We start from the raw sequence: 24,776 nt of genomic DNA, 5'->3' as shown, positions 1-24,776 counted from the left end.
ACCTCAAAAAGAGAGCCTCCCAAGGGGAGTAGGGAGGCTCATTTATTATCATTATATTTTTTGTCTAATCTCGCGATATAAGATGGATGCTATCTTATAAAAAGGGCTTGAGATTAAAGAGCGCCGTAGATTACAGAACTAATAGCCGCTAGACCACATAAAGCCGTAAAGATTTGCACAGGTGCTGAAGTTTTGTACTTAGCCATAGCTGGTACTTTCTGCATCGCGAACACAGGCATTAGGAACAGGATAGCTGCAATCATTGGAGCACCCATTGTTTCAATCATACCTAGGATACTTGGGTTAACTACCGCAACAATCCAAGTTGTAACAACGATGAACGCTAGAGATGCTTTTTCAATCTTAGAGATTGAAGAACCAGAGCGAGACTTGATTAGACCAACAAGACCTTCGTGAGCACCTAGGAAGTGACCGAAGTAGCTAGAAGTAATCGCTGCGAACGCTACTAGAGGACCCATGTAAGAGATAAGTGGAGACTCATGTACGTTTGCTAGGTAAGAAAGAACAGAGATGTTCTGTGCTTGTGCTGTTGCTAGTTGCTCTGGAGATAGAGAAAGAACTACAGAGAATACGAAGAACATTACAAAACCCATCAGCATCATTGCTGCGCCGCCAGTGATCGCGTCAGTTTTCTTAACTGCGTTTTCACCGTATACACGACGTTGCTCTTTAGAGAACTGTGAAATGATTGGGCTGTGGTTGAAAGAGAACACGATGATTGGAATTGCAAGCCAGATAATAGAAGGCATTGTTGACCATTCTGGGCTTACGTCCATCATTGAAGTGTTCCAATCAGGAACTAGGTAAAAAGATAGCGCTAGTAGGATGAATACTAGTGGGTAAACCATTGCTGAAGTTGCTTTAAGCATCAGCTCTTTACCGAATACAACACCTGCTGTCATAGCAAGGATAAGTGCACCAGAAAGAAGAGGACGTGGAATAGATTCCATACCCATTTGGTTTACTAGGAAAGAATCAACTGTGTTTGTGATACCAACACCGTAGATAAGAACGATCGGGTAGATAGCGAAGAAGTAAGCAAAAGTAATAATGTTTGCGCCAGTCTTACCGAAGTGCTCTTCAACTGTGTCTGTAATATCAGCTTCAGGGTTTTTAGCAGACAGTACGAAACGAGCTAGAGATTTGTGTGCGAACCAAGTCATTGGTGCCGCAATTAGAGCTAGGATAACTAATGGCCAAAAACCACCCGCACCAGCTTTGATTGGAAGGAATAGTACGCCAGCACCAACTGCTGTACCGAATAGTGATAAACACCAGGTAAAATCTTTATAGTTAAACTTGCTTGAATCTTTAACGGCATTTGCCGAAGAAGTTGTTGTGTTCATGTTAAATTACTCATTTTTTGGGAACAGGAAATAAGTCGGGGCTAATTCTGCAGAATTTTCTTCTGCAAAAAATAGATCTAAATCATGTAATGAAACGGCGTGTCACATGATATGCGAAAAACGGATTTTTGATCACGAAAATAGCGTGCCACAGGTGATTTATGTTTATGCTTGGTATTACTTTTATTTATGCGAAAGGCGGGGTTGTATAGATTTATACCAGGGAAACGTTTGCGTAAAATTGCATTAATAAATCTGTTCCATAGAAAGTCTGGATTTTGTTAACAGAGATTAAACAAAACGTAGTTGCTATGTGATTTGTTGCACTACATGTTGCTGCAGTGAATGGATAATTTGCGCCGTAACGCCCCAAATTAGGTGCTCTTGGAAAGGCATCGCAAAAACCCGATGCTTGATTTGTTTAAAGTTAACAGTGTGGCTGTGTAACTTGGCTTGGTCTAAAACATAGGTAGCGGGTACCTCAAAAATTGAGGCAACTTCGTTCTCATCAATGATGGCTTCATAGTCAGGATCGACCATGGCAATAATCGGCGTCACAGAAAATTTACTAATAGTACTCAATGCTGGTAATTGCCCAATAATTTTAACTTGATCCGATCGAATTCCCACCTCCTCATGGAGCTCTCTGAGTGCAGTGAATTGCATAGAAGGGTCAGAAAGTTCGTGTTTACCACCAGGAAAGCTGACTTGGCCGGGGTGATGCTTTAAATGAGCCGCTCTTTTAGTAAAAATGACATTTAAACCATCTTCTCTTTCAACTAAACCTACCACCACTGCCGCTTTACGTAATTGCTCGCCACTGATGTGCGAAACACGCTCTACTGACTCAGGATGATAGCCAACGGTAGGGTTAAGTTGGAATTGCTGAAGGAAGTTTTCTTTATTCATATCAAGCCAATATATTGATTATTATGATTTTAAGTATAGACATAACCGTGGGTTGATTACCAATATCGAGTTTTTCTTCATTCACTTTCCCTCTTTTAGCTATTAATTGGGCGTCATGAGGGGCTGTTTACCGATGAATCTCCTCAAAATGACGATTTTTGCTATATTCAATATGTGCATACAGGCGAGTAAGCGTTATCGATGTCATAAAATTGGGTGACGAAACGTAGATTTTTTGTTTAAGAATTTGATAACAATAACTTAGTGGACCATTCTAAAAAGAAATAGAAGAAAAGGTATGAGATGAAAGGAATCATATTCACCGAATTTTTAGAGCTTGTTGAAGACAAGTTTGGGCTAGAGCTTTTGGAAGAAGTTCTAGAAATGTCAGAAGATGAAGGAATCTATACGTCGGTCGGCAGTTACGACCACAAAGACCTTGTCAGGTTGATTATCAACTTGAGTAAGAAAACCGATATTGATGCGGCAAGCTTGCAACGCGTGTTTGGGCAGTCTGTATTTAAGAACTTACTGGCCTCATTACCGAATAAAGCGAGCCTTGCTCACAGCAATACCACCTTTCAATTTATTCAGCACGTAGAGCGTTACATTCATGTTGAAGTGAAGAAGCTCTATCCGGATGCTGAGCCACCTGAATTCAGTTTTATCACCACGACCGAAGCACAACTTGTTTTTGACTACAAAAGCGCAAGGTGTATGTCTCATGTTTGCTTAGGGCTTATTGAAGGATGTGCTGAATACCACGGTGAATCTATCGCGGTGGAGATGACGCCACAAAATGATGACCAAAGCGTGGTTAGGTTTAATCTCAAAGTAGAAAAGTAATATGGATCTGGCATCTGCCCTAGAGAAGAAGCTTAAGCGTCAAATCGCGGCAAGAAAAGCGGCTGAAGGATTGTTGGAACAGAAGAGCCTCGAACTGTTCGAGGCTAACCAACAACTTGAGCTTGCTTTGCGTCAGTTAGAAAAGCGCTCCAACGCGAATATACGCCGCATTGAATTCCAAGAACAAATCGACAACCTGTTGATTGATTTTGGGCGCGCGTTTCTAAGAAATGATCTCGATGATGTCATGCTATCTGAACTAACGACCAACGTGACTAACAGTTACTTAATCGAAGCCAGTCGTTTGATTCTACCTCCCAAGCTCATCCCTCAGTTACAGACCTATGATTATGGCGATGAGACTGTCGAGGTGTTAGAGCAAGACATTCAAGAACCTCATTGGCAAGACAACCTACTGACCGTGCCCTTAGAGGTTGAAAAAGTCATAGTTGGTGCGTTAATCGTCAGAGTCAGGTTGTTAGACCAAGACTACGAGTTTATCCAAAGCCAACTGTTGTTGGTCACGGACCTTATCTGCAGTGCCTTAACCCATCAACTAGCAATCAACCGAAATATTGAATCACGTAAACGAGCGGAAGAGTCCGAAAGGGCAACGCGTGACTTTGTGGCCATGATTAATCATGAGTTAAGAACTCCACTTAATGGCTTACTAGGCAGTGCCGAGTTGATCAGTGATACCGAACTGAATAGCTCTCAGCGTGAGATAGTGAACAACCTGAGCCAATCTGGAGAGTTTCTCCGAACCATCATTAATGATCTATTGGATTACAGCAAAATTAACGCAGGGATGTTAGAGCTTATTCCAAAGAAATTTGCCCTACGTGATTTGAGAAACACGATTGAAAGCATCTTCGTCAATCGAGCAATTGAGAAGCAGCTCGAATTCAATATCAGTGTTACGTCAAACGTTCCCTCCCATTTCCAAGGCGATTTAGAGCGCATCACACAACTGTTTGTGAACTTAATAGGTAATGCGATTAAATTTACAGAAGAAGGGCATGTGAATGTTGATATTGAGTGGGACAAAAACCAATTTGTTTTCTCTGTAGAAGATACCGGAGTCGGAATCGCTGAATCGGCGCATAAGACGCTGTTTGAACCTTTTACGCAGGCAGATAACTCAAGTAGTCGGAACTATGAGGGTACAGGACTTGGGTTAGCGATTTGTCGCAAACTGGTGGCTCTGATGAATGGTGATATTGGGGTGACCAGTGTCGTTGGTTCAGGCACGACGTTTACCATCTCGATTCCTCTTCAAGTTGTCGATGTTCCGGCAGAGAGTGATAGTGTCGCCAAGGGCTTTGAGTCTGAAGCGGAATTGTCACTACTTAAAGTGCTGGTGGTTGATGATATTAAGATGAACCAGATCATCATCCAGCAAATGCTTCGTAAACATGAGATTGAACCTGCTATCGCAAGCAATGGTGTCGAAGGGTTTGAACTCGCGTCAGACAATGAATACGATATTGTATTCATGGATTGCAGAATGCCTGTTATGGACGGGTTTGAAGCAACAGAGAAGCTAAGAGAGAAGGGTTACGTTAAATCTATTGTGGCTCTGACCGCCGGAACGACATTGGAAGAACGCGAACGTTGTATTCAGTGTGGGATGGATGACATTTTGAGTAAACCTTACACCGCCAACGATCTGAAAGAGATGCTTAAGAAGTGGGGTGTCTCTGCGGTGAAGGTCGCTTAAACACGCGAATAAAGCGTTGTGAGTTATGTACTCTAACTTACAGACTAAAAAACCGAAGTGATCTTACGATCCTTCGGTTTCTTTTTATATCGAACTTTTGCTAGCCGTTAAGCTACGGAACTCGCAGTTAATGACACTAGGTTTAGCAATCTTCAAGTACCGGTAGAATTCGACTCAGCTTATCCAGTGTTTCTTGGTATTCAGAAGCACAATCACTATCAAATACCACACCACCGCCAGCCCAAGCATAAAGCGTGTTGTTCTCGGCGACTAATGTACGAATGGTAATACTGGTATCCATTCTGCCATTTCGGCTGATGTAGCCAATACTGCCGCAGTACGCTGAACGTCGATGCGGTTCTAACTCTTCAATGATCTGCATCGCGCGAACTTTTGGTGCGCCAGTAATCGATCCTCCAGGGAAACAGGCTCTCAGAAGGTCAGTTGCAGAGTATTGGTCATCAAGGTCCGCTCGTATCGTGCTCACTAAGTGGTGCACGGCAGGGAAGCTTTCAATATCGAAGAGCTTTGGTACATGCACTGTGCCCGGTTTTGCTACTCGGCCAATGTCATTACGAAGTAGGTCGACGATCATCAAGTTTTCCGCCTGATCTTTATCGGCGCTTGCTAGGTCTTGCGCGTTGGCATTATCAATCATCGGGTCCTCAGAACGAGGTCGTGTGCCTTTGATTGGCTTGGTTTCAATGACGTTGTCTTTGAGTTCTAAGAAACGCTCTGGCGAAACACTGATGATTGCGCAGTCGGCCAAACGGATAAAACCCGAAAAGGGCGCTGAGTTGTACTGTTCTAACTTGTCATAAGCCAGCCATTCACTACCTTGGTATTGGGCATTGAAGCGCTGAGCTAAGTTAATCTGATAGCAGTCCCCGGATAACAGGTACTCTTGAACACTATCGAACTTAGTGGCGTAGCTCTCTTCGCTCATATTGGATTGCCACGGTGTGGTTAACCCAAAGGGCGCATGTGATAGGTGTGATTGAGCCATCTGCTGCATTAGCCAATCATGATGTTCATCGATATTGCTACCGACAATACACGCCGTTTTCAATTGGTGGTCAACGATAACAGCCCATTCATACAAGCCAACTGCCATGTCAGGTGCTTCAATATCACGCTTTGCGAGTGATGGAAGTGTCTCGACTCTGCGCCCTAAATCATAGCTAAAATAGCCTAAAGCGCCGCCAACGAATGGCAACTGAGTGTGCTCTTTAGTCGCAGGCAATAATTGTTGCTGATATTGGTCGAGTAGTTCGAAAGGATCAGAGTCTGAAACCTCGCACGTCTCATTAACATTAACGGTCGTTTCTGCACCGATTGTCTCGAAGGTGGCGATGGGTTGAGCAACTAAAATATCGTATCGACTATCAACGTGGCTTTCTGAAGCGGAGCGTAATAGCATTGCCCACGGCAGGTTTTCAATATGGGAAAACAGCTGTTTAGCTAAAGTTGATTGATATTCAAGCGGCTTGATTTGGATAGAGCGAAATTCGTTGTTATTCATTTGTTTAATTTGTGACAAAGAGTTCGATCACTGCATGGCGTGTGAGAGGAAGCAAGAGTATCATAAATTGAAAATAAAATGGGTTCTTGATTAGAACGGAGTAATCCAAGTGGTTTAGTTTAAAGCTATGCAAGCGATTGCTAAAGCAACTAAATACAGCTCAACACAATAAAAAGCTAAACCACCTAATTCGATTTGGCACATATAGTCAAACTGTGAACCCACATGGAACCAGAACAATAAAGAGGCATGCAATGACGGTTATTCGTAAGCAAGATGTGATCAGCAGTGTCGCTGACGCACTTCAGTACATTTCTTATTATCACCCTTTAGACTTTGTCCAAGCCCTAGAAAAAGCGTACGAGAAAGAAGAGAGCCAAGCAGCTAAAGATGCGATCGCTCAGATTCTTATCAACTCGCGCATGTCTGCGGAAGGCCATCGTCCAATTTGTCAGGATACGGGTATTGTTACTTGTTTCGTGAACATCGGTATGGATGTTAGGTGGGAAACGGATCAAACAGTACAACAGATGGTTGATGAAGGCGTTCGTCAAGCTTACAACAACCCAGATAACCCATTGCGTGCATCTGTCCTAATGGACCCTGCAGGTAAGCGTATTAATACCAAAGACAACACACCAGCGGTTGTCCACATTAATATGATTCCAGGCAACAAAGTTGAAATTCAAATCGCGGCTAAGGGCGGCGGTTCTGAGAACAAAACCAAGATGGTTATGTTGAACCCTTCTGATGATATTGCAGAATGGGTAGAGAAGACGCTGCCAACAATGGGTGCAGGCTGGTGTCCACCGGGTATGCTAGGTATAGGCATTGGCGGTACGGCTGAGAAAGCAGCGGTACTAGCGAAAGAATCTTTGATGGAACACATCGATATTCAAGAGCTTATCGAAAAAGGCCCTGAGAACGCAGAAGAAGAGCTTCGTTTAGACATCTTCAACCGTGTAAACAAGCTTGGCATTGGTGCACAAGGTCTTGGCGGTCTCACTACTGTGGTTGATGTAAAAATCAAAACAGCACCAACTCATGCTGCTTCTAAGCCTGTATGTTTGATCCCGAACTGTGCAGCAACGCGTCACGTTCACTTCACACTAGATGGCAGCGGCCCAGCAGAGCTAACGCCACCTAAGTTAGAAGAGTGGCCAGACATCACTTGGGAAGCGGGCGCAAATACACGTCGTGTTAACCTTGATGAAGTGACTAAAGAAGACGTACAAGAGTGGAAGACCGGCGAAACGGTTCTTCTGTCAGGTAAGATCTTAACCGGTCGTGATGCTGCTCATAAACGTATTCAAGGCATGCTAGAAAGCGGCGAAGGCTTACCAGCCGGCGTTGACCTGAAAGGCAAGTTCATTTACTACGTGGGTCCTGTTGATGCTGTAGGTGATGAAGCGGTAGGTCCTGCGGGCCCAACAACTTCAACACGTATGGATAAGTTCACTGACATGATGCTGAACGAAACTGGCATTATGGGCATGATCGGTAAAGCGGAACGTGGCCCTGCAACGGTTGAATCAATCAAAGAGCACAAAGCGGTTTACCTAATGGCGGTTGGTGGTGCAGCTTATTTAGTCGCAAAAGCAATTAAAAAAGCACGCGTGGTTGCGTTTGAAGATCTCGGTATGGAAGCGATTTACGAGTTTGAAGTTGAAGATATGCCTGTAACGGTAGCGGTTGACTCTAACGGCGTGAACGCACACCAGATCGGCCCTGACACGTGGAAAGTGAAGATTGCTGAAGCTGAGAAAGCGTAATTAATCGACGCCAAAAAATCGTAATTGTCGCTAACTTCAGCGTTTGAATTGCAATTTTTGACAGAAAGTTAAAGACAAAAGTGCAGCATTATCTGCACTTTTGTCTTATTATCAATGATATAGTGATAAACACATAGTTTGATATAAGAACATAGGAGAGAGGAATGCCTCGTTTTATTCAGATCCTACAGATTATCTTGGCAGTGGTGATTGGTGCTTTTGTTGGCTACGACCTGATCTTGAAAGGGATCAGTATCTTTGATAATAAATACGTGACGATTACATGTGCGCTTTGGCTAATTGCAGAGATTGCACTGTTTGTTATCTACAAGTTGATTGAAGACGATTAGACGTCGGATATTGTGCAAAAATTCTAAAGCCCCTGATTATGAATGTAGTCAGGGGCTTTTATTCATCTAGCATTAAGAATGTGTATTGCATACTCATCAACATAAGCAAAAGCATACATATTATCCCAACGGGGAAAGAACATAGGCTTGCCTTTCTATTATCATAACCAGCTAGCCTAACTATCACGGAGTCGTTCAAATGAAACACCTAACTCAAGAAATGAGTGACTTTATAAGCAGAGGAACGGATTCTCATATTCGAGTAGCGGTCACGGGGCTCTCTCGTGCGGGTAAGACAGCATTCATTACTTCGCTGGTTAATCAGCTTCTTCATACGTCTACCCACAAAAACTTGCCACTGCTTGCATCGGCGAGAGATGGAAGAATTATTGGCGCAAAGCGTATCCCGCAACACAACATGATGATTCCACGCTTCTCTTATGATGAAGCGATGGAGTCGTTGAATGCACAGCCACCAGAATGGCCAGTGCCAACGCGTGATGTCAGTGAGATTCGTCTAGCAATCAAATATAAGCCTGCGAAGGGCGCGAAAAAGCTACTGAGTAAAAACAGCACCCTTTATCTCGATATTGTCGATTATCCAGGTGAATGGCTGCTTGATTTGCCGTTACTGGATATGGACTTCGATACCTGGAGCCAATCTCAGTTTGCCGCATTGAAAGGCGACAGAGAAACTTACTCGCAACAGTGGAACGCCATGCGTGGTGATATCGATTTGCTAGCAGAAGCGGACGAAAAGAAACTGGTCGCGATTGCCGATAGCTACACTCAGTACCTTCATACTTGTAAAAGTAACGGGCTGCATTGGGTACAACCGGGTCGATTCGTATTACCCGGTGAGCTTGAAGGCGCGCCTGTGTTGCAATTCTTCCCGTGCATCGCACCTGAGGGTAAGTTCTCAAAAACAAGTAACTATGCGGTACTTAAAGCGCGTTATGAAGAGTATCAACAGAAGGTCGTCAAAGCGTTCTACAAGAATCACTTCGCGACGTTCGACAGACAAATCGTGCTAGTGGATTGCTTACAGCCACTTAATGCGGGCTATGACTCTTTCATGGACATGCGTGGCGCGTTAGAACAGTTACTTAAGAGCTTTAAGTACGGTCGAAGCAATATCTTAAGACGTTTATTCGCGCCGAAGATCGACAAGATCTTGTTTGCAGCCACAAAAGCTGATCACGTGACACCGGATCAACATCCGAACTTGGTGTCACTGTTACAACAGATGGTGCATCCAGCTTGGCAGCAGGCGGCGTTTGAACACATCGACATGAGTTGTATGAGTATCGCGTCTATTCAAGCGACCAGCGCGGGTTATATCTCGTCGGGTTCAGACAATGTTCCGGCGTTGCAAGGTGTGACTTTGGATAATGTCCCTCAAACCATGTATCCGGGAGAGGTGCCGCGTAAGTTGCCTAATAAACAGTATTGGGAAACCAACCAGTTTGATTTCACGAGCTTTAGACCGATGGAGCAACATTCCGATGAGCCTTGCCAACATCTAAGAGTCGACAAGGTTTTAGAGTATCTCATTGGCGACAAGTTGAAGTAATTGAGGCAATCAAAATGAGTGAATTAAAAACAAAGCAGGTCTTTAATGAACCGTTGAAGACCTCTTTTGATGAGCAAGACAAGAGTGACGTTGGCCCGGATTTAGGCGCTCAACAACTGTTCACAGAGCAAGAGAAATTTGTCCCTGTCGCACCGCAAGTGAAAGCTGATCTTGATGGTGAAGCTGAGCAGCAATTGGAACAAGTGATTCGACCGAGCAAAAAGAAGAAGTGGTTTGGAACGGGTTTATTGGTCGCTTTCTCTGGCCTAGTTGGATGGCAGGCAATTGATTCGGTCATTACCGCGATTCAATCGGCTGACTGGCTGGCGTTAGGTTGGGCAGGCTTCATTGCTGCCATTGCTTCATTGGGTTTAGGCGCAATAGGCAAAGAGCTGTGGAAACTGCGTTCACTTAAAGATCACTTTAGTGTGCAAGAGCAGAGTGAAGAGCTACTCCAAAGTCAAAGTGTCGGCAAGGGCAAAGCGTTCTGTGAAAACATCGCCAAGCAAGGCGGCATTATCGCTGAGTCTCCTTCGTACGATAAGTGGCGAAACAGCATTAACCCTGCACACAGTGATGCAGAAGTGTTGGATATGTACGATGCGTTAGTCGTGAGTCAACAAGACAAAGTAGCGACTCAAATCGTCACTAAGTTTTCGACCGAATCGGCGGCTTTGGTCGCGGTGAGTCCATTGGCGGCGGCTGATATGTTGTTGGTGGCTTGGCGAAATTTCACCATGATAGACAAGCTTGCTGATGTGTATGGCATTGAGCTTGGCTACTGGTCTCGCATTAAGCTATTTAAACTGGTGTTAATCAACATGGCCGCTGCAGGAGCAAGTGAGCTCGCGATTGATGCAAGTATGGATCTCGTCTCGATGGATCTTGCAGGCAAAGTCTCAGCTCGAGCAGGGCAGGGGCTAGGTGTCGGTATCCTTACTGCAAGACTGGGCTTAAAAGCCATGACATTGCTGCGTCCTATGCCTTGGCATAACGAACGAAAAGTAAAACTGGCAGACCTCCGCAAAGCCGTCCTATCTGAAATAAAGCGTATCACTCTCAAATAACAATACCGCACCCACAAAATGGGTGCGGTTTATTTAAATTGTTCTTTTGGCAGAGACTAAAAATGCATGATGAGCTGAGCAGAAGCCCCGTAGTTATTATCTTTGCCTGCTTGTGCCGCTAAATCGAATCCAAAGATACCGAATGGTTTAAAGCCTAAGCCTACAGTGGCTAGGTCATCTGCATAGTTAGTTAAACTATGCATATAGCCTAAACGAAGTTGAGCCCAACTGAATGCATCAAGCTCAGCGCCCACTTTTGCATACTGAGTTTTGTAGTCGTACTCTTTAAAGTGCTTGACGGCGTTTAAATCAATATCCGCTGTAAGGTTGTACCACGATTTATCATAGGAAATACCTAATACATATTCTGGTTCAACAAGTACCGTTGCTTTTTGTCCCATGTGAGTTTTAGTTTTTAGCTTTTGTGACAGGAGGTTCTTAGCAGACAACCCAATAATGGTGTTATCTCCCCATTCATAAGCAGCACCAAAATCTATGTTGAATGCGGATTTTTCTACGTAATCCTCTTCAATATCAAAGTCGTCATCTAAATCATCCAGTGTTTCAACGTAGTTCAGACCATAAATTCGTTGGTATTTGGGTGAAATACCCAACATAAAATCGTGTTCTTGAAAAGTAAATGTATCAGCAAAAGTAAAACCTACATCAACAATTGCTATACCAACCGCTTGACCACTTGAGAGCAGTTCTGAATCTGTAGGGTTATCATTTTGTAAGTCATCATCATTCACATTGAATCTAGCAATGGTGGCTACTTGAGATTTAATGAAGAAGTTGGTGCTCAGGTGTTTATTTGGAATAGCGAATACTGTACCTAGATTAGCTTCTACGTTTAAGTTTCCGTTATCTAGTTGTTTTAAAGCTTTGCGCCATTCCTCTAATAGTTCTTCATTCCCGGGATCAAATTGCAATCGATCATCAATATCTTGGAAGTGATCCAACTTGTCGATCATGTCATCTGCATCATGAACCCTTGCTCCGAGAACGGGAAGAATTAACCCAAAGTTATCTCCTTCTTTATAACGAGCCGCTAAAGCAGGATTATGAAAACTGGATGTTAGGTAAGAGGCTGACGCAGCTCCAGTGCTGCCCATGCCAACACTTCTTGTATCGAAAGAAGTCATTGCAAAACTAGACGCAGAGAAGGTACTGATTATTGTGAGGAATAGTTTAGAGTATTTCATATTTAAGCCGATGTTTTTATACGGAACAATATAGGCTATGGGTGATTTGACTTTAGTTCCATAAAATAACCATTTATAAAGTAAGGGAATGTTGCGAGGTGTTACGGTTGGAAATGTTGATAAGTGTGGTGAATGGTTTTAGATCTTTCTAAGGTGTTGATATCTAAAAATTGAATAGATATATGATAACTCTTCTTCTTGACTGAACTCAGAGCTTAATCCACACTACTGTCAACTTATCCTGACACCTATAATAGGACTATTTGTGCGTCTTGAAGTATTGTGTGAAGACAGACTCGGCTTAACACGTGAGTTGCTCGATATCTTGGCCTCAAAAAGCATTGATTTAAGAGGAATCGAAATTGATGTTAAAGGTATTATTTACCTAAACTGCCCTGATATCGATTTTGATGCTTTTAGTGAACTTATGGCTGAAATTCGCCGAATTTCAGGTGTGAAGGATGTACGTAAAATCCAATTTATGCCAAGCGAAAGGCATAACACAGAGCTGATTGCTCTGCTGGCAAACCTACCTGATCCTGTGATTGCGATTGACCTTAAAGGCTCAGTCGATATGGCTAACCACGCTGCATTGAACCTTTTTAATAAGCAAGAAGACGCAGTCATCGGTGAACCGCTAGCGACGTTTGTTCCTAGCTTTAACTTTGCTCGCTGGATCGAAGGCGATGTAACGCGTCATCGTGAAGTTGTCGTGTTAGATGGTTTAGATTTCTCTATTGAGATCCTGCCGATTTACCTTGGTGGTGATGTCAACGAAGCGGTACTGGCAAGCGCAGTAATGACGATTCGCTCTTGTAATCAAGAGATGAACTCGCCAGATTCAATCCCAGAACAGAACAACCTTGGTTTCGAACACTTTGTTGGTGTCTCTAATCGCCATAAAGCCTTGATCAGCCAAGCTAAGAAATTGGCTATGCTGGATCAGCCTCTATTAATTGAAGGCGATACAGGGACAGGCAAAGAGATGTTGGCAAAAGCGTGTCATAACCGTTCAAATCGATCGTCTTTCCCATTCTTGATTCTAAGCTGTGCATCGATGCCTGATGACGTAGCGGAAACGGAATTGTTTGGTCATGCGCCGGGTTCATTCAACCATGAGCAAGGTCATAAAGGTATTTTCGAACAAGCGAATGGCGGTACCGTATTTTTAGATGAAATTGGCGAGATGAGCCCGCATCTACAAATCAAATTGCTGCGTTTCCTACAAGATGGTTCATTCCGTCGTGTTGGTGAAGAAGAAGAGATGCACGCTGATGTTCGTATTATTGCATCAACGCGCCACCGTCTTTCTGAATTAGCCGACTCGGGTTCGTTCCGTGAAGATCTGTTCTACCGCTTGAATGTACTGACTCTGTCTATTCCAGCATTGCGTGAACGCTCAAACGACGTAGCGCCACTGTTGGAACTGTTCGTTGCAAAGTACGCGCAGCAGTTAGGTATGTTAAAACCAAAACTGACTCAAGAGTTAGTCGACCAGCTTGGTAATTACCAATGGCCGGGCAACATTCGTCAGTTAGACAACATGGTTCTACGCGCACTAACAGAGTTGGATTCAGACACGCTAACGGTTGAGCAATTCCACTTGCCACAGCTTGAAACAATGACGGCTGGAATGGCGAACCTGAGCTTAGACGGCTCGCTCGATGAAATCATGAAAGACTATGAATCTCAGATTCTAGAGAAGCTTTATCAGTCTTTCCCATCAAGCCGTAAGCTAGCAAAACGTTTGAATGTATCTCATACCTCAATTGCGAATAAGCTTCGTGATTACGGTATCAGAAAGAACTGATCGAATAAGAACAAGATTATGGAAGATTTGAGTACACCAGAGCGCATTTATAAGCATGATGGTAATCTGATTTTACGCACGGCTGAAATCGATGACGCTGGCATGATCAGCGAGTACTTTCAGGTTAACAGAGAGTACCTGAAACCTTGGGAGCCGATACGCGAAGATGCGTTCTTTGATAGAGCGAGTTGGGCGCAGCGACTGATTAAGTTAAACGAGCTTCATAAAATGGGGCTAGGCTATTACTGTTTACTGATTAACGCTGACTCTAATGAAATGTTAGGCACCATATCGTTCAGTAATTTGTCTCGTTTCCCGTTCTACGCTTGTAATGTCGGTTACTCATTGGCGCAAAGTGCACAGGGCCACGGTTACATGCGCAGAGGTTTGAACATGGCCAAAGACTACATGTTTGATGTGCAGAACATGCACCGCTTAATGGCGGGCTACATGCCTCACAACGAACGCAGTGCTGGCGTATTAGAACATCTTGGTTTTGTCCGAGAAGGTTTTGCTAAAGACTACCTACAGATTAACGGTAAATGGGAAGACCATATACTGACGGCATTAGTTAACCCAAACTGGGAAGATAGACGCGCTGTATAGAGATCAATAGTCATTAGGCATAAGTACCAATTAAGCGTAAATACAGATTTAGAGGCAGTGACGACATAGATAAAATGAAACCGTCACTGCATCAAAAAGAACAGATAGGCATGGTAAATCCATCAGCCTGAGAAGATATTTGAGGAATTTTGATGTCATACACAACTTTGGACGAATACCAAAGAAAATGGATTTTCACACACCAGTCAATGCCGCTGCCGGCAGAGGATTTGGAAAAGATTAAGCCAATGACACAGGCGAGAGCATCTCAGTTCTGGAAAGAGAACGTGAGCCCTCAAAGCCCAGACGCAGAACGACTGAGCTCGCAAGACTGGCCAAGCAAAGCATCGAACTGGAATGAAGAGATCAGCTGGATGGCGCATTGGGAAGCGGATGAGCCTGAAATGCCAGAAGAGATTCTTAACTTTATTGATTGGCAAGATGACGTAACTGTTTATTTTTGTTACGAAAAGTACAATGTTCTTGAAACCAAATGGGCGATTTTCAAGAAGCATTGGAAGAACTTCTTGTTCTACGATGATGGCCCGATTTTAATCGGTCGTCGTCGTTCAGAAGCCCTTTGGTTTGCTACCAATGGCAAGGTGAAAATTGGTAACCGTGCTTAACCTCGGTGTGATTTAATCGAGCTAGTGCTGGTAATCCGAGCAACAGATAGATAAACAAAAAGCGAGCATCGAGCTCGCTTTTTTTGTGCCTAATGATCTTCGAAGGTCATGGGGAAAGACCCACTATTTGAGCCCAACTAAAGGTGACCATATCCACTCATTTAAAGCGAGTGAATTACGAAATTGAGATCGCTATCTCATTGGGTTAGTTGAAGTTTCATGGGGTTGAGCTATCTTTATATTACTGCCTTAGTGGAGGTGAAGTATTATGATTTGGGATACTCTCGAACGTGTAAATAAACTTCGCAAGGAAGCAATGGAGGATCCAGAGTTTTTGGATTCAGCAAAAATGCATGAGGAATGGCTTTTAAGCGAAACTCATAATCAATCGAACAAAGGAGCAAAAGAGAATAAACCGAAAAAACTATCTGACATTTATGAAAATACGGATTTTCCTATCAACCCAACTGGAACCAAACATTAACAATGATGAACTGCAACACGGCTAAGGCTCTTAACCAAAAAGCTATAAGTCGATTACACATACCAGCCTTAAGCCACCAATAAAAAAGCCACTTTCAACGAATCGAAAGTGGCTTTTTCTTTTCTTGCTAGCTTCTTTACCATTAGCAACGAAAGCTAATCGTTTTCAAACCTAGTTATTGATTAGGCTTAATCCGCTTGGTAACGCATCACCAAACACACGCTTAGATTCACTCTCAGAAAGCTCAGTCACTTCACTCACTAGTGTTAACCATGAGTCAGGTACCTTGCTTTGCTTAAGCTTCTCAATCACTTGATTGCGATAGTCGTCAGAGATATCAAACTGACGGTCACCGGTTTTTCGACAAATCATCACCGCTGCGAAGGCGATCATCTGCTCTTTCTGCCAGTTCTGTTCAAGCAGTTTTGGTAACCACTGTTCAGCTTGCTCTCTAGGAATTACGCTGTGTTGGCTGCCATACAAAGGCGTTCTTGATGCTAATCGTCCTAGCGCCCACCAGTGAGCCTGTTCAAATTGGTTATGGTTGATCGCTTTGCTTAAGAACCAACTTGCCAGCAGCACTTTGTCTTCAACCTCAAGTTGCTCAAGTGACGCCGCTAAACGGACCATGGCTTCATAACCATTATCTTGCGCATCTTTGGCTGTCTTAGGGTTCTTCATTGCACCTGGGTGAAGGTATTTAGCGATGTCAGCCAAGATACTCTCTTGCTGCTCTTGGTTTAGCCCACCAGCGACACGACGCCAGAATACCCACCAGTCTGTCCAGCCTTGGTGGTTCTTGAACTGAATGTTCTGTTGGTAAAGGCCCCAAATCTGTTCGATACGCCATGAGTCAGTCGGATCGCCAAAGCCAGGACGTAGCGAGTATCCCGCCAAACGTAGCCAGTTCTTCTCGTGTGCTTCTGAGCGGCGACGACGTTTACGACCTAATGAGAAGGTATCAAATAGATGACGAAGGGTCGTGAAGTCCCATTCATCGCGTTTACCTAGTCGTTTCTCAAGATCTTTCGATAGTGTTTTGATCTCTTTCGATTCAGCACTCTTCTTGTTGCCGCTGTACAGGCGAGAAATCAACTCCTTACACTCTTCCAATCTTGGGTGAAGCGCGGAGGTATCAGATTCATCGCCTTGCTTGTTTCTTACTTCAAACTCAAGCAACCAACGCTTAGAGTCATCTTCTATACTCACACACTCCATTTTCAATGTGCCGACTTCGGTTAACTGACAAGCGAGCAGTACTTCAACACGCTCTTTTTGGTTGGCTTGAAGTTCTGCAGTACCTGAGCCTTCCAGCGTAGAAATATACGGTGGGAGAGGGGAGAACAAGTCGGCATCCACATTGACCATCACACCGTTTTGAATGGCGGTGTCATGAGCAATTTGATCGTGTGTTGAAGTCAGAAGATTAAATCGTACTGGCTCACCTAAAGTCAGCGAGAAACGACGGCTGTTCAAGCGTATCTCTTGGCCTTCTTCGGTTCCTTTGGCAAGCAGACAAAGCGCTTTACCCATATTGTTTTTCTCTTGCAGATGCAAGAAGTAAGAACGGGCAGCACCGCCACCGATTTTCAGCTGTGCACCGCGGCGTGCTTTACCAAAGGCAACCGCGCCAAGGGCAACAGACCAATCTGGATGAGGGTTATCAAGCACTGTGATAGGAGAACCGTTCCAGTTGCCCAGTAGCTGAGTAATTCGCTCTGTTACCAGTTCACTGTTAAACACACCACCATTGAGCAGCACGCCAACTGGAATTGCAGGTTTGGTGTCATCGAACTCAATCGAGTCTGAGTTTTCTAATGCGGCTTTAGACACTTGTTGGTGTGTTGCTAGGAATTCTGCAACGTGCTTACTCACTGCAGGGTCAGCCACGTAAGGCAGACCAAACTCAACCACTGCACTGCGGCGTTTGTCGGGTGTTTCAGTAAACTCAGAAAGCGGGAAGAAACCTTCCAATGCGATTTGATGGACTTCTTGTTTGGTTAAACCAATACTCTTAGTACCGCCAAGCAGTTTTGAACCGCTGCCCAGCATGGTGATCTTTACATCATCGGGCGCATTGGCAGAAAGCAGGCTCTCTTTTGCGGCGCGAGTCTGTTGAATCAGTTTGGTTAGGCTAGAGGCATTGAGCTTTTTGTTTTGATTGAAGCGTTGCTCAGCGAGGTGAGCAAGCGCTAAATCGAGGTTGTCACCACCGAGCATCAAGTGTTCACCAACACCAATACGGTCGAGTGCGAGCTCGTTATTACCGTCGCTGTTCGCATCGAATTTGGCTTCAATTAAGCTTAAATCGGTGGTACCACCTCCAACATCACACACTAGAATCAGTGGGATTTGTTGAAGTTCATCTGCTGCGGTTTGTTGGTGACGGGCATACCAGTCATAACAAACGGCTTGCGGCTCTTCGAGTAATAGAATCTTACCTAAGCCCGCCAGTTCTGCGGCTTCGAGTGTTAGCTTACGTGCTGTCTCATCGAAGGAAGCAGGAACGGTAACCACAACATCTTGGTCTTCCAGCTTGTTGCTCGGGTTACGGTAGTTCCATGCTTGGCGAATGTGGTTGAGGTAGCTTGCACTCGCCACAACTGGCGAGACTTTATCGACATCAGCTGCGCCAGCCCAAGGCAGAATGTCGGAGTTACGATCAACCGCTTGGTGTGATAGCCAACTCTTAGCACTCGATACTTGGCGGCCTTCAACCTTAGCGCCTAATTCACGAGCCCATTCACCGACGATAACGTTCTTAATATCGCCTTCAACGGGGCTTGGTTCCCACGGCATTGTCAGGTCAGAAGGGGAGATTTGACCTTGTGCTGGGTGGTAACGAAAGGATGGAAGTAGGGGCTTGCGAACCACTTCACCGGGGCCGATGAGTTGGTCAATATCGAAAAGAGAAACGGGAGCATGTTGTAGGTCGTCGTTGATTTCACAGTAAGCGACAACCGTATTGGTTGTGCCTAAGTCAATGCCGACTAAAAAACGAGGAGTTGCCATACAAAACCTTATTCTTCCAGAGTGATGACCAGTTTTTTGATAGCTTTGGTCTTATTGTTGTTATTCGTAAACGCCATTCCTGAGAAACAGGCAGGACTAGATTGAGAACCGTATTGATAAAGAAACGGCACCCGCTAAGGTGCCGTTGATTCATTATGCTTGTTCGTTTGAGTCGTTATTCGAGTCTTCACGCACGTCGAACTCAACGTGCCACTTCTGACCGTTGTCAGTAGCAATCGCTTCTAGGTATAAGGTACCTAGCTCAGTAACGCGAGAAGCCAAAGTCACTGGAACGACTTCACCTTCGCGACGACCTTCAGAAACCGGCAGTGTCACTTGGATTTCAGGAAGCTCATCAAGCTCTTCTGGTGCCCAGTGATCAAGGTGCGTACCCGCTTCATCTTCACGACGAATGGTTGAACCGAAGAACTGGAAGTGTACTGGCTGACCAATCACTAGACCGAATTCTTGGCTAGGTACTTGTACGCTTGAACCTTCTTCCATACCAAATGGTGCAACACACAAAGCTTCCATCGGAGGAGCCATACCTGGGATAGCTGGCATCGCGCTTTCAATTCCTACGTAGTAAGAAGAAGCGATACCACCGCGGATACGAACGCCTTGGCCACGACGAACTGCGCCGTAGTATGAAGCGCCACTTGCAACCGCTAGGTCTAAATCTAAACCTGAAAGCTGTTTTGCGAACTCTTCGTCAGCATTGATCAACCATTCGTTGATCGTATCTGAAAGACGATCAGCAAGTAGGTTCGATTTTAGAACACCACCATTGAACAGGATTGCTGTTGGCTTGATGAAGTCTGCCGCTGGCGCTTCTGACCCTTGCGTACCGGGCATACCCGGCATGTTTGCAAACGGGTTGAAATCTTGCTGAGCCGTTTCGCTATTTCCAGAAAGCGCATTCGCTTGCTTAGAAAGGAATGCGGCAATGTGACGAGTAATACCTGCGTCTTGAGCGTAAGGCAGACCCATTTGAGTCAATGCGCCACGCGTCTTTTGAACTGGATGCTCAGTCACGGCTACTTTCGGGAAGAAGCCATCAACCAATGTTTGTTGTACTTCTTGCTGAGTCAGTTCTGTTTTCAGTGTTGCGCCAAGTAGTTTAGAACCACGGCTTGGAACAACGATAGGCACAGATTGCAGTTCAGCATCGTTTAGTAGTGCTTCTTTCGCATCACGACATGCGTGAGTCATCGCTTGAACCTGCCAAGGAGCCAGCTCTTTGCCTTCTTGCGCCAGTTTCATCTTCAAGCGGTAAGCAAGAGCTAAGTCCATGTTGTCGCCGCCAAGTAGGATGTGTTCACCTACTGCGATACGGTTCAGGCTTAGGTTACCGTCATCTTGTGTTACTTCAACTAACGAAAGGTCGGTTGTACCACCACCGATATCGACAACAAGAACGATGTCACCAACGTTTACTTCATCACGCCATGTGTCGTTGCTGTTATCAATCCAGCTGTAAAGAGCCGCTTGTGGCTCTTCAAGAAGCGTTAGGTGAGTGAAACCAACATTACGTGCAGCTTCTGCTGTTAGGTCACGAGCCGCAGGATCAAACGAAGCAGGAACCGTGATCGTTACATCTTGGTCTGCCAGCTTGTGTTCTGGGTTTGCGTGGTTCCAAGCGTCTTTAAGGTGCTCAAGGTACAGTTCAGTTGTCTTAAGCGGAGATACTTTTTCCACTTCTTCAGGGCTGCCTGCAGGAAGGAAAGCATCGCGACGGTTAACACCACCGTGGCACAACCAAGATTTTGCACTTGCTACCAAACGGATAGGGGTTTTAGAACCAAGGTTACGAGCAATTGCACCCACTAGCGCTTTTGGCTCTGAAGACCAAGGAAGAACGCGAGAGCCCGCATTCATTTCATGTTCGTGTGGTTGGTATAGGAACGAGCCAAGTTGGCTGCGAGTTTCTACTGTACCTGGCGCCGTCAGTTGAGGGATTTGCATCACCTCTACGCGAGCGTCTTCATTGCTTGTGTCGATGTAAGACAAAACGCAATGTGTAGTACCTAAATCGATACCAACACTGAACTTGGGTACCTGGTTTTGCTCTTGAGAAGATGGCTCTTGAGCTGAATGACTTTGGTGTTCCATTATAGCTCCACCTCTGCCGGTGCAATTACAGATGCATCGTAGTTTTCAGCAAGCTTAGGCAGGTTCATGTCAGTTGCTTTCCAACCTTTGTGAACCAGTGTGCCGTTGAATGGTGCATTGCCCGTTACGTTGCCTGTTAGGCGAATTTCTTGAGGGTTGAAACCTTCAGCGATAGTGATACGTGTTTCTTCATCTTCAGTACGGATGTGAGAAAGCGTTACGTAATCGGCTAATACTTTTTGACCGCCAGTGTGAATAACACGAGCTGCTGCGCCAACTTCTTCATCAGAGAATGACGTTAGGTCTTCTTTTAGGAAGTCGATAAGACGCGCTTCTTGCTGCATGATAGACAGTAGCTGCATTGCTGAGTCTGTTGGTGCTGTTGCCAGCTTAGATTCAACTTCGACTACTTTTTCGATCACACGTTCAACTTCTACTACTTTCTCTACTTCGACAATTTTCTCAACTGGCTTTTCAACTTCAACGATCTTTTCTACTGGTTTTTCTACGACTTTCTCAACCACTTTGGTTTTACGAGAAACGGCAATTAGCAGTAGTAAAACGCTTGATGCTGTTAGGCCTGCGTGAAGCATATCAAACGTTTGTGGGATTAGGTTCAAATCAACGATCATAGTGATTTCTCTTTAAAATTGATTTAACGGTATATTCGTCGGTTCAAAGGAATATACAGGTTGGAAAGAAACTCATTGGCACTAAGCCGAAACGGTCACTTTCAAGCTATAAATATGGATGGATACTAGCATATTCAAGGCTTAAGAGTGGTATTTAATGTTTTTAATCAAGTGGGTTTTTGGTGTGTTAGCTTGAAATTTAGTCGAGATTCGGTCGAATATTGGTCGTCGATGTGAGGGCAAGGTAAACAATGCCCGTTTTATGTCAGTTTTAAGACTAAACAGAAATAGAGCATGATTCCCTTCCGTTATATACTTTAAACTCATTAGAGACTATTTGGAAGCCACATGCCGCACACTACCGACCCACTTACAGGGTTGAAGAGACGAACTCTCCCATTGGTCGTATTTTTGGTCAGTTTTTTGATTACTGTGTTGTGTTTTATATTAGTCGCGTTAAACCAAAACCGCGCGTTAAATATGAATTTGGATAGCTTTACTACTCACCAGACACTGAGTTTGGAAGCGTTTATCGCTAATGACGTGGCTTACATTGGTTCTGGTGCTAATTTTTTCTACGCAAATGATCCTGAAAACTGGGATAAGTTTGATCGTTTTGCACAACAAACGATTAATGTTTCAAAAAGTCTAATTGGCTTGCAGTGGATGCAAAAAGTGGCAGCAGACGAGATTGCCGAGCATACCGCTAAGATGAAAGAAAAATACCCGTTTTACGAGCTGTTCACTATTCCAAAACACGAAGCCAAAGTCTTTGGTTACATCTTAGATGGTGAGCCGGCGTTCATTGCTAGTGACCTGTATCCCAACACACAAGCAAACGACAATGTACTTGGCTTTTATTTTTCTCGTGAGCGCTTCAAGCTGGTTTTAGATAATATTAAACAGACACGTAAAGCGAATATTTCAGACAAAGTTCGCTTGCTTCAAGACGGCTTAGATCAAAATACACCAAAGACCGGCATGTTGGTTTATCACCCTGTGTTTGAAGGCGAAAGCGATAATCTACTTGGCGTTGTGATTGGTGTGGTTCGAACGACTTACTACTTTGAAAATCTACTGGCTTCGGCAGTGGGAGACATGGATGTCTATATTCGTGTTACCGATACGGGTTTCGAAGCAGAAAACTCCCCAATATTGTTTGAGACCGAGGGTTATGAAGCGGTATCTGGGCACCACATTACCAAAACAATCTCACTGACCAATCGAGATTGGAAGGTCGATTACAAAATAGATTCATGCATCTCTTTCTATGGTTATCTGGTGTTAACCGGAATCGCGTTAGTCGGAACAACTATCTCATTGCTGTTGGCGTATATCGTTAATATGCAAATCCGAGAGAAAGAGCGCTTGTATCAAATGCTTGATAAAAGAACAGAAGAGCTTCGTTTTCTAGCCAACCACGACAGCCTGACCGAGGTTTATAACCGACGTGCTTTCAATAAGATGTTAGATAAAGCGATACAGCGAAATGAACCCTTTAGTCTCATCGGATTTGATGTCGACAAGTTCAAAGGCATTAACGACCAATTCGGTCACCCTGCAGGGGATGCTTTACTCATTCATGTAATTAAATTGATTTCAGTGAGCTTGAAAGAGGGGGATAACCTGTTTCGTATAGGTGGAGATGAGTTCTGTATCATTTCTAGTATTACAAACCATGAAGCCCTAGAACGATACTTACAATGTATTCTAAGAACAGTGAGCCAGTCTCATTGTGAGCACAAAGGTCGACAGCTCAGTTGTACTTTGAGTATTGGTGCTGCTATTTACGCTAATGAAAACACGGAAGAGATTCTGCAAAAAACAGACAGTATGCTCTATCAAAGTAAGTCGAATGGCCGAAATCGAGTGACAATTGCAGGCTAAATGAGCACTTGATACAACTAGGGTCGAGTTCTGTATTGGGCTCATGTACAATTTCACAAAATTTTTGACGAGAGAATTAGGCGACGTATGAATCACAATCGAGTTGTGTGTTTCGATTTGGAAATGTGCTGTTGGAGCGAAGACGGTGTGGGAACAACAGGAGAGATCATTGAAGTTGGTCTTGCTGAGATTGATCTAGCATCCGGTACTATCGTGAAGCGAGCACAATACTACGTTAAGCCAGAGAAAGACGAAGTCTCTCTATTCTGTGCCGAGTTAACGGGCATTACACCTCGTAAAATCGAAAAGCAGGGTCGCCCATTAGAGTCTGTCATCAAGTCGATGATTAAGAACTTTGGTGGTCCCAAAAAAATCTACGCAGCGTGGGGACGTGACGACCTTATCTTACACAAAGAGTGTATTGAAAAAGGCATCGAGCCTCCGTTTAGCGAGTTCTTAAACATCGCAACGCTTTACCGTGTTCAGAATCGCTTGAAAGACAAACGCATTGGTCACCGCGCTGCTCAAGAAGCCAAAAATATTGAGTGGGAAGGTCGTCAGCACTCGGGTTATGTCGATGCTTATAATCTTGCGAAACTCACATTAACTATGTTGTAGCTAAATTTTTAGCTCCTCTCAGCCCTGTTTAGTCAGCTTTCAGTTTACCGATTCAAAAAAGCGACCGGTTTCTTAACCCGTCGCTTTTATTTATTTCAGTTTCCAATTCATTATTTCAGGCACTAATTTTCGCCTAAAACACTTAACTTACTCTTGATGAAGTCACAGTGGTCGACGTAGAGCAGTTCTGCTGTTTTACGGATCACAGAATCTTCGATAGGGTCAATTTCCCCGTCGGCATGCGCTACTTCCCACATCGCTTTGATTAAGTCGATTCGCACTGGCTGAGATAGGTCTCTGAGTTGCGATGTAAAGTCATACAGCGATACTGATTGCTCTACTTTCGGCTCTGCTTGCGCGAGCAGTACCTTTGCTTGTTCTTCATCTAAATCCAGCAAACGCTGCAGAAGCTGTAGCTTAGCGACTCTTTCTGATTCATTGATCTGATGGTCGGCACCCGCGACTTCACACAACAAACTCGCAATGGCGACATTAGGTGATGTGCCTTGGTTTTTGCTTAGGTCCTGGCCTTCAATCAATTGTTTAAACATTGATGTGAGAGAATTGAACATAACGAGCTCCAGTTAAAATTTGTATCGAGTTCCGTAACGCTGATAGCTATCAACTATAAGCATAAGCATAACTATTGGGTCTACAG

The 24,776-nt window shown here is 44.3% G+C and carries 20 protein-coding genes; 12 read left to right on the top strand and 8 right to left on the bottom strand.

The window, feature by feature from the left end; genetic code table 11:
* Nucleotides 1-113 precede the first annotated feature (113 nt).
* Complete coding sequence (locus AB4209_RS10525; RefSeq protein WP_372055807.1) at nucleotides 114-1,367, bottom strand: aromatic amino acid transport family protein; 1,254 nt, start codon at nucleotides 1,365-1,367, stop codon at nucleotides 114-116.
* A gap of 309 nt (nucleotides 1,368-1,676) precedes the next feature.
* On the bottom strand, nucleotides 1,677-2,276 hold the full coding sequence (locus tag AB4209_RS10520; protein ID WP_372055805.1) for a CoA pyrophosphatase: 600 nt from the start codon (nucleotides 2,274-2,276) through the stop codon (nucleotides 1,677-1,679).
* Between the two features lie 303 nt (nucleotides 2,277-2,579).
* Here AB4209_RS10520 and AB4209_RS10515 point away from each other — a divergent pair, with 303 nt between their 5' ends.
* Both AB4209_RS10515 and AB4209_RS10510 read left to right on the top strand, forming a co-directional pair.
* Entirely contained in the window at nucleotides 2,580-3,122 is a 543-nt protein-coding gene (locus tag AB4209_RS10515; protein WP_017060423.1) for a heme NO-binding domain-containing protein, read from the top strand.
* Between the two features lies 1 nt (nucleotide 3,123).
* Nucleotides 3,124-4,842, top strand: a complete 1,719-nt coding sequence (locus AB4209_RS10510) for an ATP-binding protein (RefSeq protein ID WP_017065652.1) — start codon at nucleotides 3,124-3,126, stop codon at nucleotides 4,840-4,842.
* Nucleotides 4,843-4,984: 142 nt separating this feature from the next.
* Here AB4209_RS10510 and pabB read toward each other — a convergent pair whose 3' ends face one another.
* Nucleotides 4,985-6,364 (bottom strand): aminodeoxychorismate synthase component I, encoded by a 1,380-nt coding sequence (pabB, locus tag AB4209_RS10505; RefSeq protein ID WP_017065426.1) that lies wholly within the window; start codon nucleotides 6,362-6,364, stop codon nucleotides 4,985-4,987.
* 254 nt (nucleotides 6,365-6,618) lie between these two features.
* Here pabB and AB4209_RS10500 point away from each other — a divergent pair, with 254 nt between their 5' ends.
* The 4 genes from AB4209_RS10500 to AB4209_RS10485 all read left to right on the top strand — a co-directional run bounded on the left by AB4209_RS10500 (nucleotide 6,619) and on the right by AB4209_RS10485 (nucleotide 11,126).
* Complete coding sequence (locus AB4209_RS10500; protein WP_372055803.1) at nucleotides 6,619-8,136, top strand: fumarate hydratase; 1,518 nt, start codon at nucleotides 6,619-6,621, stop codon at nucleotides 8,134-8,136.
* A gap of 164 nt (nucleotides 8,137-8,300) precedes the next feature.
* Nucleotides 8,301-8,486, top strand: coding sequence for a hypothetical protein (locus AB4209_RS10495; protein WP_004734731.1), 186 nt, complete (start codon nucleotides 8,301-8,303; stop codon nucleotides 8,484-8,486).
* Nucleotides 8,487-8,685: 199 nt separating this feature from the next.
* Nucleotides 8,686-10,059: a YcjX family protein gene (locus AB4209_RS10490; RefSeq protein ID WP_017067718.1), complete on the top strand. Its 1,374-nt coding sequence runs from the start codon at nucleotides 8,686-8,688 to the stop codon at nucleotides 10,057-10,059.
* Nucleotides 10,060-10,073: 14 nt separating this feature from the next.
* Nucleotides 10,074-11,126: a YcjF family protein gene (locus tag AB4209_RS10485; protein WP_102333205.1), complete on the top strand. Its 1,053-nt coding sequence runs from the start codon at nucleotides 10,074-10,076 to the stop codon at nucleotides 11,124-11,126.
* A gap of 56 nt (nucleotides 11,127-11,182) precedes the next feature.
* Here the strand turns inward: AB4209_RS10485 and traF are convergent, their stop codons facing one another.
* Nucleotides 11,183-12,331 (bottom strand): conjugal transfer protein TraF, encoded by a 1,149-nt coding sequence (traF, locus tag AB4209_RS10480; protein ID WP_029236450.1) that lies wholly within the window; start codon nucleotides 12,329-12,331, stop codon nucleotides 11,183-11,185.
* A gap of 265 nt (nucleotides 12,332-12,596) precedes the next feature.
* Between traF and tyrR the strand changes: the two genes are divergently transcribed.
* The 4 genes from tyrR (at nucleotide 12,597) to AB4209_RS10460 (ending at nucleotide 15,857) form a co-directional block, all read left to right on the top strand.
* Nucleotides 12,597-14,141, top strand: coding sequence for a transcriptional regulator TyrR (gene tyrR, locus AB4209_RS10475; protein ID WP_017067720.1), 1,545 nt, complete (start codon nucleotides 12,597-12,599; stop codon nucleotides 14,139-14,141).
* Nucleotides 14,142-14,159: 18 nt separating this feature from the next.
* Nucleotides 14,160-14,747 (top strand): ribosomal protein S5-alanine N-acetyltransferase, encoded by a 588-nt coding sequence (rimJ, locus tag AB4209_RS10470; RefSeq protein WP_065584184.1) that lies wholly within the window; start codon nucleotides 14,160-14,162, stop codon nucleotides 14,745-14,747.
* A gap of 152 nt (nucleotides 14,748-14,899) precedes the next feature.
* The gene (locus AB4209_RS10465) at nucleotides 14,900-15,373 is read left to right on the top strand and encodes a DUF2947 domain-containing protein (protein WP_017060433.1); all 474 of its coding nucleotides are present in this window, start codon (nucleotides 14,900-14,902) and stop codon (nucleotides 15,371-15,373) included.
* A 268-nt stretch (nucleotides 15,374-15,641) separates the two neighbouring features.
* A complete protein-coding gene (locus AB4209_RS10460) occupies nucleotides 15,642-15,857 on the top strand; it encodes a hypothetical protein (protein WP_017065431.1) in 216 nt (71 codons plus the stop codon).
* Nucleotides 15,858-16,028: 171 nt separating this feature from the next.
* Here AB4209_RS10460 and AB4209_RS10455 read toward each other — a convergent pair whose 3' ends face one another.
* From AB4209_RS10455 to AB4209_RS10445, 3 genes are all read right to left on the bottom strand, one after another.
* On the bottom strand, nucleotides 16,029-18,869 hold the full coding sequence (locus AB4209_RS10455) for an Hsp70 family protein (protein ID WP_372055801.1): 2,841 nt from the start codon (nucleotides 18,867-18,869) through the stop codon (nucleotides 16,029-16,031).
* A 153-nt stretch (nucleotides 18,870-19,022) separates the two neighbouring features.
* Nucleotides 19,023-20,981, bottom strand: coding sequence for an Hsp70 family protein (locus AB4209_RS10450; protein ID WP_372055799.1), 1,959 nt, complete (start codon nucleotides 20,979-20,981; stop codon nucleotides 19,023-19,025).
* Complete coding sequence (locus tag AB4209_RS10445) at nucleotides 20,981-21,613, bottom strand: DUF2760 domain-containing protein (RefSeq protein WP_017091262.1); 633 nt, start codon at nucleotides 21,611-21,613, stop codon at nucleotides 20,981-20,983. The genes AB4209_RS10450 and AB4209_RS10445 overlap by 1 nt, the downstream gene beginning before the upstream one ends.
* A gap of 348 nt (nucleotides 21,614-21,961) precedes the next feature.
* On the opposite strand from AB4209_RS10445, the gene AB4209_RS10440 reads away from it, so the two are divergent.
* Nucleotides 21,962-23,500 carry a diguanylate cyclase domain-containing protein gene (locus tag AB4209_RS10440; RefSeq protein ID WP_372055797.1) on the top strand — a complete coding sequence of 513 codons (1,539 nt, stop codon included), beginning with the start codon at nucleotides 21,962-21,964 and terminating at the stop codon, nucleotides 23,498-23,500.
* Nucleotides 23,501-23,587: 87 nt separating this feature from the next.
* The gene (locus tag AB4209_RS10435) at nucleotides 23,588-24,118 is read left to right on the top strand and encodes a 3'-5' exonuclease (protein WP_017068784.1); all 531 of its coding nucleotides are present in this window, start codon (nucleotides 23,588-23,590) and stop codon (nucleotides 24,116-24,118) included.
* Between the two features lie 122 nt (nucleotides 24,119-24,240).
* Here AB4209_RS10435 and AB4209_RS10430 read toward each other — a convergent pair whose 3' ends face one another.
* Nucleotides 24,241-24,690, bottom strand: coding sequence for a TerB family tellurite resistance protein (locus AB4209_RS10430; protein ID WP_372055795.1), 450 nt, complete (start codon nucleotides 24,688-24,690; stop codon nucleotides 24,241-24,243).
* Between the last annotated feature and the right edge of the window lie 86 nt (nucleotides 24,691-24,776).

Source organism: Vibrio sp. 10N.286.48.C11, assembly GCF_041469805.1.
Taxonomy (GTDB): domain Bacteria; phylum Pseudomonadota; class Gammaproteobacteria; order Enterobacterales; family Vibrionaceae; genus Vibrio; species Vibrio crassostreae_C.
This window is presented reverse-complemented; position numbering and strand designations above follow the sequence as displayed.